At 33.6% G+C, this 13943-nt stretch carries 1 protein-coding gene and 1 pseudogene; both read right to left on the reverse strand.

All coding sequences use genetic code 11. From position 1 onward, the window contains the following. Positions 1-42 precede the first annotated feature (42 nt). Positions 43-11910, reverse strand: a pseudogene (locus tag MQE36_RS17105) (amino acid adenylation domain-containing protein); the annotation flags it as partial. A 133-nt stretch (positions 11911-12043) separates the two neighbouring features. Next, positions 12044-13906: a condensation domain-containing protein gene (locus MQE36_RS14590; protein WP_242936710.1), complete on the reverse strand. Its 1863-nt coding sequence runs from the start codon at positions 13904-13906 to the stop codon at positions 12044-12046. Positions 13907-13943 lie beyond the last annotated feature (37 nt).

A 13943-nucleotide genomic window follows, 5' to 3' on the forward strand; every position in this document is an offset into this window, starting at 1 on the left:
TATACTCCGTTCTTCTTGTTAATCCGTCTATTTGTTTACTTAATAATTCTTTTTTATCAACCTTACCGTTTGATGTTAATGGTAACTTTTCTAAATAAACATAATGTGTAGGTAACATATAATCAGGAATTCGCTCCTTTAAAAAGTTGCGTAACTCCTGAACTTCTGGTTTCTTATTAGAAGTAAAATAGGCAACTAATTCTTTCTCTTCTGATATACTGCCCGTTGCCAACACAACGACTTCATCAATCCCTAGATAAGTCTCTAAAACTTTGGCAATCTCCTCTAATTCTATACGGTGACCTCTTATCTTAACTTGATTATCATTTCTTCCTATAAACTCAATATTGCCATCGATTAGCCATCTACCCAAGTCCCCAGTCTTATATAATCGTTCTCCTTCATTAAACGGGCTATCAATAAACTTTTCTGCCGTAAGCTCTGGTCTGTTGAAATACCCTCTTGCTAACCCGTCTCCCCCTATATAAATTTCACCTGAAACTCCTACAGGTAATAACTCTTTATAGGTCCCTAAAATATAAATTGAAGTATTAGCTATAGGTTTTCCTATAGGGGAACTCAAAGTCTTACCTTCATCTATCAAATATTCTACTGAGGTAACTGTCGCTTCTGTTAGACCATATTTATTATACACAGAAACTTGTGATTTCCACTTTCTAAAAACAGAGGTGTCAAATTTATCTCCTCCAGAGATAATTCTCTTCAAGCTTAAAATGGGATTTGAAGATAACATCCTTAAAAAGGAAGGAACAGCATGTAAGTGGGTTATTTTATTTTTTTCTAAAAAACCTTTAAATTTTTCTTCATTTAAAATTTCGGTCTTTAATGCAATATTTATCCTAGCACCATTTAATAATGGTAAAAATAACTGCTCAACTGAAGCATCAAAGGATACACTAGAAAACAACAAAAAACTTTCATTTGATTGAATATTAAAATATTCTGATTGAAAACATATTAAATTCACAACGCTCTTATGCTCTATCATTACACCCTTTGGTTCTCCTGTAGAACCAGAGGTATAGATTACATATGCTAGGTTATTTGATCTAATATCTGAACAAACTTGATCTAATGAATATGATGTTTGATTTTTTTTAAACTCAGTTAATAGTGAATCATCTATAACAACCTTACAATTGCTGTCTTGTTCTAAATAATTTATTCTTTTTTGAGGATATTCATTATCTATTGGTACATATGCCCCCCCAGCTTTTAACACTCCAAGAATTGATACTATCAACCATTGGTTACGATCTAGTTTAACACCTACCAAATCACCTAATGATATATCATAATCCTTTCTTAGGTAACTAGCTAATTGATTTGCCTTTTCATTCAACTCCCTATAAGTCAACTCCTCTTCTTCAAACACAACTGCTATATGATCTGGTGTCTTTTCTACCTGCTCTTCAAATAAATCTACTATCGTTTTATCCTTTGGATAATCTACATTTGTCGAATTAAATGTATATAACAACTCTGTCTGCTCTCCTTTATTAAGGTATTCAACCTGACCCAACTTTTCCGTTGGATTAGATAGTAAAGAATTTAACAATTGCTTATAATGTCTCATCAAACCCTCTACCATACTTTGGTGATAAACATCACTATTATAAGTGATCATAAAAGAAATGTAATTCCCTTCTTCCTTAAACTCAAGGCTCATATCAAACTTTGATATATCTCCACCAACAACGCTTATTTCATTTACTTCTTCTTCATCAACGAATTTACCATCACTCGCCTCTCCTATATTATGTAGTGTTAGCATTACATCAAAAACAGGACTACGACTTATATCTCGATGTAATTCTAATTCTTCCACCAAACGATCAAATGGATACATCTGATGACTATATGCATTAAGCGTTCTCTCTTTTAATCCATTAAAAAACATGTGGAAATTTCCCTCAGGATTAATCCGATTTCTTAAAGCCAAGGTGTTTACATAACAACCTAGCTGATTTTCTAAATCTGGATGGTCTCTACCTGCTACAGGACTTCCTATAATTATATCTTCCTGACCTGTATAACGATAGCAAAGTACATTCCAAACAGCCAATAACCCCATAAACAAACTACCACCAGACTCTTGACTAAATTTCTTAATGTTATTAGATTGTGATGGATCTAGGTAGGTTCTTAAACGATGACCATTATATGTCTTTATCTTTGGCCGTATTCCTTGACTTGGAAAATTTAATAATGGAAGCTCTCCCGATAAACTATCTAACCAATATGTTCTATGCTTTTCGCTCGAAGAACTCGATAATTCCTTTAGCTGCCAGAAGGCATAATCTTTGTATTGTATACCAAGCTCCGGAAGAGTCACATCCCTATCAGCCAAATATGATTCATAATATGTCATGAAATCCTTCGAAAGAACTTCCATTGACCATCCATCACTTATTATGTGATGCATATTATAGTAAAATGCAAATCGGCTTGATGACATCTTGATAATACTTGCCCTAAGTAAGGGGCCTTGCTCCAAATTAAATGGCAACCTATTATCATTATCTATATAATCTCTTAATCGATCTTCACTATTCGTCTCCAGTGAAAAATCCAACTCATTAACCTTAAAATTGAAAAACTCTTTATCTAAAATCCATTGACGAATCTTCCCTTCAGAGTCCTCTCTAAAAACAGTTCGTAAAACCTCATGTCGATCAATTAATGATGTCATCGCCCGTTTGAATACATCAAAGTCAAACATCACATTAATTTCAACATGAAAAGGCATATGGTATGCTAAATTAGCTTCTTCAAATTGACTTAAAATCCATATTCGACGTTGCGCATCTGATATTGGATAACTTTCCTCATTATCTACTTTAGGAATCTCCCGATAATACTCTTTTTCTGACTCTGATATTAATTCAGCCTGTGATAAAATACTGCTATAAGTGAACAAATCATGAATACTAACCTTTAATCCCAAGTCCTTATATAACTTACTGGAAAGCTTCAGTACTTTCAAGCTATGACCTCCTAGCTCAAAAAAGTTTGCTGTCACACTTATATCTCCTTCAGGTATATGCAATACATCGCTCCAAATAACCACTAACTGCTCCTCTGTTTCATTCCTAGGCCCTACATACTCGATACCTGTATTTATACCTAAACCCTCAGGGGCAGGTAAACTCTTTCTGTCCAGTTTCCCATTACTTGTCAAAGGTAATTCCTCCAGTTTCACATAGTATCCTGGAACCATATAACTCGGCAACAAACTACCTAAATACTCTTTAAGCTCTTGGATTGTAATCTCAGCACTCTCTACAAAATAAGCAACCAAATCATTTTCTCCACTAGAGGATACTTTAACATCAACTACACAACTGCTAACATGAGTATACCCCTGTAAAACATGCTGGATCTCTCCTAGCTCTATGCGATAACCCCGTATCTTTACCTGACTATCTTTCCTGCCAATAAATTCTATATTACCACCTGGAAGCCATCGCCCTAAATCACCTGTCCTATATATTCGTTCCCCCTTTTTAAACGGATTTTCAATAAACTTCTCCGCCGTGAGCTCTGGCCTGTTTAAATATCCCCTCGCTAAGCCATCTCCTCCTATACAAATCTCTCCTACTACACCAATAGGAACAACCTTTTGCATCTCATCTAGTATATATATTCTCGTATTATCCAAAGGCTTACCTATCGATACAGATGTGTTTATTGAACTTTTATAATCCATAAAAAACAGGGAGGCAAATGTCGTACTCTCTGTTGGTCCATAACCATTAATAAGAATAATGTTCTTATTGACTTCTAATATTTTTGTTACATGGTTTTTATTAAGAACATCACCTCCTGAAAGTAAATACTTAACATTGTCAAAAATATTTAGATTACTTTCTATCACCAGACTAAACAAACCAGATGTCAACCATAGAACTTCAATATTATATTGGTTTATTATCTGATCTAGTTCTTCAATACTTAAATTTTTTGGTGGACATACAATAAGTTTTGAACCATTACATAATGAACCCCATATTTCAAAGATTGATGCATCAAATGATATTGTCGCGTATTGCAGAACAGCCTTTTGATCTCTTAAAAAATTAAAACCTCTGTTACTAACTAATCTTATAACATTTTTATGTTCGATTAATGTCCCTTTTGGCTTTCCTGTTGATCCTGATGTATAGATAATATAGGCCAGGTTTTCACCCTTAACTCCTGATTCTATATTTATAGTGGGTTCTTCCTCTATCTTATCCCTATCCAAATCAAGGTAAACCATATCTGAATTCGCCTCAGAAAGTTCAATATGTCCCTGGCTCAATACAATCTCACAATTAGCATCTTCTAGCATATAAAATATCCTGTCTTTTGGATATGACGGGTCTATAGGCACATACGCCCCTCCTGCCTTCAATATCCCCAACAAACCTACTATCATATCCAATGAGCGATCTACACAGATACCCACCAAATTCTCCGGCTTTATACCCTTCTTCTGTAAATAAGATGCTAGCTGATTAGCCCTCTCATTTAACTCACAATAAGTCAACTCCTTACCCTCAAACACAACAGCTACACGATTCGGTGTCTTTTCCACCTGCTCCTCAAATAAATCTACAATCGTTTTTTCCTTAGGATATATTGTCGCTGTCTCATTAAACTCTTCTAGCAATATTGACTGTTCCCTTTGAGGTATATATGATAAACTTGATATGGATACTTCTGGACTTGCTACTATCGAGGTTAATAATTCTCCTATATGATTCAACATTCGTTCTATTGTAGAACGTGCAAATAAGTCACTACTGTATTCAATCCCTATTCCTAATTCGTTTCCTTTCTCTTCAAAATTAAACGTTAAATCAAACTTACTTACCACATGAGACATACCTTTGGTATTCTCATAGGATGACTTGGACTCTTCATCCAACTCCGGTTCTTTTCCTTCTGACTCTTGATAAGTAACCATTACATCAAATAGTGGATGCCTACTTGTATCTCGTGATAATGACAACTCATCTACTAAAGAATCAAATGGATATGATTGATGACTATAGCCTCCCAATGCCATTTCTTTTACCTTACTTAAAACAGCCTCAAAACTATCATTCCCATTAAAACGTGTTCGTAAGGCTAATGTGTTAACATAAAAACCTATCTGCCCTTCTAAATCTGGATGATCTCTCCCTGATATTGGACTTCCCAAAATAATATCTCCCTGACCTGTATATTTATAAAGTAACACATTCACTAAACTTAAAACTCTCATAAAAGAGGTAATCCCTTCTTCTGCCTTTAATAGTCCTTTAAACTTAGACGTGCTATCTTTATTAAAGATCCTTTTAACTTTCCCCCTTTGTAACTCTTCACCATCGGACGGGTATAATCTGTTGGTAAATCTAAAACTGGTAATTCTCCTTTAAATTGATCTAACCAATAATTACGAGAAACTGATAATGCCCCTGATTTCAACTCTGATTGCTGCCATTCTGCATAATCCTTATATTGAATTCTCAATGGTGTTAATTCTAAAGAAGTCCCTTTCTCTATTTTATCATAAATAGAGATCAACTCTCCAAATAGTGTTTCCATTGAAACACCATCACTTATGATATGATGCATAACATACACAAATACATAATGATCCTTTGATAAGCGATATACAGCACCTCTTAACAATGGGCCCTCTGAAAGATCAAATGACCTGTTTCTATAAATAGCAATTCGATCCCTTAAATCTGAAGTGCTTATTCCTTCTAAATCTTCATAATCTATTTTGAAGAACATTTCTTCCAATATAAACTGACGCACATCACCTTCATCATTTTCCCTAAATATGGTACGTAATGATTCATGTCGTGCAATTAATTTATTAAATGAAGATTCTAATGTTTCTACATCTATTAACCCTAATTCATGTACGCTTGACATATTATATGCGACATTGGCCGATTCAAATTGACTTAAAACCCACAAACGTCGTTGAGAAGAGGACAACACATAACTCTCAGCTTTTTCCACTTTAGGAATCTCCTGATAACACTCTTTTTCTGACTCTGATATTAATTCAGCCTGTGACAATATACTGTTATAAGTGAATAAATCTTGAATACTAACCTTTAATCCCAAGTCCTTATATAACTTACTGGAAAGCTTCAGTACTTTCAAGCTATGACCTCCTAGCTCAAAAAAGTTTGCTGTCACACTTATTTCTCCTTCTGGTATATCCAATACATCACTCCAAATACCCACTAATTGCTCCTCTATTTCATTCCTTGGACCTAAATACTCTATTCCTATATCTATACTTAAACCTTTAAGTTCAGGTAAACTTTTCCTATCCAATTTCCCATTACTCGTCAGAGGTAACTCCTCCAATTTCACAAAATAACTAGGTATCATATAACTCGGTAACAAGCTTCCCATATATTCCCTGAGCTCTTGAGATGTAATACTATCACTCCCTACGAAATAGGCTACCAAATCCTTATCTCCACTTGACGACTCTGTAACATCTACTACACAACTAATAACATGTGTATTACCCTGTAAAACATGTTCCACCTCTCCCAACTCTATTCGAAAACCTCGTATCTTGACCTGACTATCCTTCCTCCCGATAAATTCAATATTTCCATCTGGAAGCCACCTCCCTAAATCACCCGTCTTATATAATCGATCTCCTTCATTAAACGGGTTATCTACAAACTTCGCTGCAGTTAATTCCGGCCTGTTTAAATAGCCCCGAGCCAATCCATCTCCTGATATACATATCTCTCCTACTACTCCAATTGGAACAAGACTCTGCGCTTCATCTAAAATGTATACTTCGGTATTGTCTATAGGTTTTCCTATTGGGATTGTACCTGAATGCAGTTTAGAAACTTGATAAAAACTTGCAAATACAGTTGATTCAGTTGGTCCATAAACATGAACTATTTTGTTGTCCCCAAGAGCGCTATATGCCTCATTAACATATTTTTGTGATACTTGTTCTCCTCCAAATAATATTTTTTTTATGTTTTTCAAAAACTCAACATCAAAGTCAACAATTGTATTAAATAATGCAGTTGTAACAAAAAACACACTAATTTCTTCTGAAAGAATAAAATTGGCTAATTTTTCAATATCAACTACCATTTCCTTCCTTACCAATACTAGTTTTGCACCATTTAATAATGTAGTATAAATATCAAATACAGATCCATCAAATGCAAAATTTGATAACTGTAGTACATTATCGTTAATAGAAACATCAACATATTTTGGTCTCTTGGCTATTCTGGATACGCTATAATGGTTTATAAGCGTTCCTTTCGGATACCCTGTTGATCCAGAGGTGTATATTACATAAGCCAGGTTATTACCATCTAATTCTGATACTACATTTTCTACTGATCCAGTCGTTATTTTATTCCTATCCGCATCAAGATATATAATCTCCGAAGTAGTCTCTGGCAACTCTATATCTACCTGACTTATGACTATACCGCAATTCGAGTCCTTTAGTATATAAGAAATACGCTCCTTCGGATAAGAAGGATCTATCGGCACATATGCTCCTCCTGCCTTTAATATCCCTAACAAACCTACTATCATTTCCAATGATCGCTCTACACAAATACCTACTAAACTCTCAGGCTTTACCCCCTTATTCTGCAAATAATGTGCTAATTGATTAGCCCTCTCATTTAACTCACAATAAGTCAACTCCTTACCCTCAAACACAACAGCTACACGATTCGGTGTCTTTTCCACCTGCTCCTCAAATAAATCTACAATCGTTTTTTCCTTAGGATATATTGTCGCTGTCTCATTAAATTCGCAAAGTAACTCGATTTCCTCATCTGAGGTTAAGTAATTTATTTTTCCCAGCAATTGATTTGGGTCGCTTACGAAACTATTTATTACATTAAAAAAATGTTGCTTAAGCTTTAAAACTCCCTGTCTGTCATAATTATTAAGGTTATATGTGAAATTAATGATTAACTCATCTGATCCTGGTGCCACTTGAATTCCAAAATCATAATTGGTTTGTTCAAAAATTTCTCTTGAAACGACTGATAAATCATCCGCTATCGTTAAATCAATATTTGACGACTCTTGAACACTATAGTTTCCAAAAGTCATAACATGGTTTAAAAGTTTTGCTCCCGGTTCACTCAAAGACTGTACTTCAGATAAACTTATATAATGGTGGGACATACCGGATATAGCATTCCTTTGGATCATTTTCAATAACTCTTTCGGACTATCATTCTCTGCGAATTGAACACGCACTGGAATTGTATTGATAAACAGCCCTATCATACTCTCTACTCCCTTCAGATCCGATGGACGACCTGAAACAACAGATCCAAAAACCACATCTTCAATATTATTATATTGTGCTAATAGATAGCCCCAAACTCCTTGAATAAATGTATTCTGTGTAATATTTAAATCAACACATAACTCATTGACCGCTTTTAAAAGAGAACTTTTGATGTATAAAGACTCTTTTCCTTCTTTATATGAAGAAACTGTTTCCTCCTTGTATAAACGAAATGGAAATTCAATTATATTATTATATAAATGTAAATATTCTTTCCAGTAATCTAATGATGATTGCTTATCTACATTAGACAACCATTTAATATAATTTGAATAAGGTATTACTGGTTCTAAATTTGGTTCGGTGCCATGTTGAACAGAGAACATTAATTTATAAAAGTCATTAATCAAAATACTCATACACCAACCATCGGTTAATATATGATGATGACTCCAAATAAACTGATAATGACCATTCTTTAAATTTAAGACAATTAAACGCATTTGAGATCCAGTACTAAGGTCAAATCCTTTCTTACGATCTAATTCCTTGTAAGATGTTAAATATTCCTTCTGTTCATCTTCTGACAATCCAGATGGTGCACTATCATAAACAAATGTACTTTCAACCTCCTTCCATACAATCTGAACTGCTTCACCTCCATAATCTGTACTAAAGCTAGTACGTAAAACTGCATGCCGCGATATTAGAAGATCATAACTCTGCTTTAAAAGTTTAATATCTAAATCATGTGCCTCTATCACATAAGATATTTGCTCAAAATACATTGTAGGGTTTCTATCAGACAACCAATGGTAGTAGATCCCCTCCTGCAATGGAGATAATTTATAAACATCTTCTAAATTTTCTTTTTTATTAAGGTTAAATACATCAAGTATAGATAACCCTTTATATGTCAAATCATCAGGTGTTAAATAGCTCTTTTCCTCCTCATTTAACTTTAATATCAATTTTTCTAAATTATACTTATAACTAGAAATCAAACGTGATATTGTAGCTTTATTATAGTCCCTTTTACTATATGAAATTGACATTCTTAATACTCCGTCTACCAAAACTCCTGAGACGTTCAATGAAATATCCCTATTATTATTTAGTGGGATATCCCTCCCTCTATACTCTGAAGAATATTGAAATAAAGAGGATTGTTTAGATTCCTCTGAGCCGACTCCAGAACCAAAATCTCCTAAATAATTAAAAACAATTTTTGGTTTTATTTCAGTTGAAAAACCAGAAGCTAGCTCTTTCAAAATACCATAACCTATTCCCTTATTAGGCACCTTGCGTAGAGACTCTTTCACATACACTAAATTCCCTAAAGCATCTTCTTCTGGTAAAATTTCTAATAAGTAAGGGTAAACTGATGTGAACCAACCAACTGTCCGAGTAATATCAATATCTGAAATAATATCTTCCCTTCCATGTCCTTCCATTTTCACAAAAACTCTGGATATATCAAAAACATCATTGATCGATAGTCCAAAAGATGTTAATAATATATCATTGATTTCCGTATTAAATACTCTATTTGTCCGAGTTTGTAATAACTCTGTAATATTTGTATCTAAGACAAAGGATAGTTCTGAATAATCCCTTTGATTATAATCCCTGTCAATTTGATCTTTGGGTAGATCAATTACATTGCTTGTCAATAAATTTTCCCAATAGTTATGCTCTACCGCAAGTTTATCTCCATGAGCATAATCATTTAGCGCCTGAGACCAATCTCTAAAAGAATCTGTTTTTAAAGGTAAGGTTAAAGTAGAATTATTTATATATTGAAGATATAAAGTTGCTAAGTCATCTAGCAAAATACGCCAAGAAACTCCATCAATCACAAGATGATGAACCATTAAGAATAGTCGATCTCCATCTTTTAGTCTAAATAATGCAGCCTTAAATAATGGACCTTCTGATAAAGTTATACTTTCTTGAAGAGTTTCACAATACTTACCCATTAATAGCAAGGGTTCTTCTGAACCCTTAAGGTCATAATAATTAAAATCATAAAACCTCTCTGGAGAATAACTTAAGTTGTTTTGTTTCCATAAATTATCCTCTTTATGATAAACCATACGAAGCCCATCATGGTGATTTGTTATGTATTCAAAACATGAAGTTAATCCATTAATATCCAACTCAGTATAACTGTGTAATAAAACCGATTGATTGTAATGGTGCTTAGTTAAAATAGCATCATCATTAAAAAAGGAATGCTGTATCGGAGTGAGAAAAACTTCTCCTTCAACTTCGGATTGATCTATTACTCTGGAGTTAACCTTTGCTAACTTAGATAAATCTTCTATAACCGGATTACGAAGAATATCCTCCACTTTTATAGTATAGCCATAATTCTTTAAACGAGAAACCACCTGTATTGACTTAATTGAATCACCTCCTAGGTCATAAAAATTATCTTGAATACCTATATTATCTCGTTTTAATACTTCTTTCCATATTAATACTAAATTTTTCTCCAACTCATTACGTGGCGCTATATACTCCGTTCTTCTTGTTAATCCGTCTATTTGTTTACTTAATAATTCTTTTTTATCAACCTTACCGTTTGATGTTAATGGTAACTTTTCTAAATAAACATAATGTGTAGGTAACATATAATCAGGAATTCGCTCCTTTAAAAAGTTGCGTAACTCCTGAACTTCTGGTTTCTTATTAGAAGTAAAATAGGCAACTAATTCTTTCTCTTCTGATATACTGCCCGTTGCCAACACAACGACTTCATCAATCCCTAGATAAGTCTCTAAAACTTTGGCAATCTCCTCTAATTCTATACGGTGACCTCTTATCTTAACTTGATTATCATTTCTTCCTATAAACTCAATATTGCCATCGATTAGCCATCTACCCAAGTCCCCAGTCTTATATAATCGTTCTCCTTCATTAAACGGGCTATCAATAAACTTTTCTGCCGTAAGCTCTGGTCTGTTGAAATACCCTCTTGCTAACCCGTCTCCCCCTATATAAATTTCACCTGAAACTCCTACAGGTAATAACTCTTTATAGGTCCCTAAAATATAAATTGAAGTATTAGCTATAGGTTTTCCTATAGGGGAACTCAAAGTCTTACCTTCATCTATCAAATATTCTACTGAGGTAACTGTCGCTTCTGTTAGACCATATTTATTATACACAGAAACTTGTGATTTCCACTTTCTAAAAACAGAGGTGTCAAATTTATCTCCTCCAGAGATAATTCTCTTCAAGCTTAAAATGGGATTTGAAGATAACATCCTTAAAAAGGAAGGAACAGCATGTAAGTGGGTTATTTTATTTTTTTCTAAAAAACCTTTAAATTTTTCTTCATTTAAAATTTCGGTCTTTAATGCAATATTTATCCTAGCACCATTTAATAATGGTAAAAATAACTGCTCAACTGAAGCATCAAAGGATACACTAGAAAACAACAAAAAACTTTCATTTGATTGAATATTAAAATATTCTGATTGAAAACATATTAAATTCACAACGCTCTTATGCTCTATCATTACACCCTTTGGTTCTCCTGTAGAACCAGAGGTATAGATTACATATGCTAGGTTATTTGATCTAATATCTGAACAAACTTGATCTAATGAATATGATGTTTGATTTTTTTAAACTCAGTTAATAGTGAATCATCTATAACAACCTTACAATTGCTGTCTTGTTCTAAATAATTTATTCTTTTTTGAGGATATTCATTATCTATTGGTACATATGCCCCCCAGCTTTTAACACTCCAAGAATTGATACTATCAACCATTGGTTACGATCTAGTTTAACACCTACCAAATCACCTAATGATATATCATAATCCTTTCTTAGGTAACTAGCTAATTGATTTGCCTTTTCATTCAACTCCCTATAAGTCAACTCCTCTTCTTCAAACACAACTGCTATATGATCTGGTGTCTTTTCTACCTGCTCTTCAAATAAATCTACTATCGTTTTATCCTTTGGATAATCTACATTTGTCGAATTAAATGTATATAACAACTCTGTCTGCTCTCCTTTATTAAGGTATTCAACCTGACCCAACTTTTCCGTTGGATTAGATAGTAAAGAATTTAACAATTGCTTATAATGTCTCATCAAACCCTCTACCATACTTTGGTGATAAACATCACTATTATAAGTGATCATAAAAGAAATGTAATTCCCTTCTTCCTTAAACTCAAGGCTCATATCAAACTTTGATATATCTCCACCAACAACGCTTATTTCATTTACTTCTTCTTCATCAACGAATTTACCATCACTCGCCTCTCCTATATTATGTAGTGTTAGCATTACATCAAAAACAGGACTACGACTTATATCTCGATGTAATTCTAATTCTTCCACCAAACGATCAAATGGATACATCTGATGACTATATGCATTAAGCGTTCTCTCTTTTAATCCATTAAAAAACATGTGGAAATTTCCCTCAGGATTAATCCGATTTCTTAAAGCCAAGGTGTTTACATAACAACCTAGCTGATTTTCTAAATCTGGATGGTCTCTACCTGCTACAGGACTTCCTATAATTATATCTTCCTGACCTGTATAACGATAGCAAAGTACATTCCAAACAGCCAATAACCCCATAAACAAACTACCACCAGACTCTTGACTAAATTTCTTAATGTTATTAGATTGTGATGGATCTAGGTAGGTTCTTAAACGATGACCATTATATGTCTTTATCTTTGGCCGTATTCCTTGACTTGGAAAATTTAATAATGGAAGCTCTCCCGATAAACTATCTAACCAATATGTTCTATGCTTTTCGCTCGAAGAACTCGATAATTCCTTTAGCTGCCAGAAGGCATAATCTTTGTATTGTATACCAAGCTCCGGAAGAGTCACATCCCTATCAGCCAAATATGATTCATAATATGTCATGAAATCCTTCGAAAGAACTTCCATTGACCATCCATCACTTATTATGTGATGCATATTATAGTAAAATGCAAATCGGCTTGATGACATCTTGATAATACTTGCCCTAAGTAAGGGGCCTTGCTCCAAATTAAATGGCAACCTATTATCATTATCTATATAATCTCTTAATCGATCTTCACTATTCGTCTCCAGTGAAAAATCCAACTCATTAACCTTAAAATTGAAAAACTCTTTATCTAAAATCCATTGACGAATCTTCCCTTCAGAGTCCTCTCTAAAAACAGTTCGTAAAACCTCATGTCGATCAATTAATGATGTCATCGCCCGTTTGAATACATCAAAGTCAAACATCACATTAATTTCAACATGAAAAGGCATATGGTATGCTAAATTAGCTTCTTCAAATTGACTTAAAATCCATATTCGACGTTGCGCATCTGATATTGGATAACTTTCTAATTGTGGGGCTTCTTCTATTAAGTTAGGATTAACTTCTTTAAACTTTTTATTATGTAAAAGAAGTTCAATGATTTGTTTTTTACAAGTAATTATATCTGTCTTATCTTGATCGGTCAATGCAGATATTCTTCCTTTTGCCAAAATATCACATCCATTCTCGTCTAGAAATAGATAAACTTTCTTTTTTGATAATTCTTGTAAAATATCTTTAACCTTCTCCATATTTAATTTTAACAAAGACTATACTTTTTATATTTTC

Origin of the sequence: Zhouia spongiae, from assembly GCF_022760175.1 — a bacterium.
Classification (GTDB): domain Bacteria; phylum Bacteroidota; class Bacteroidia; order Flavobacteriales; family Flavobacteriaceae; genus Zhouia; species Zhouia spongiae.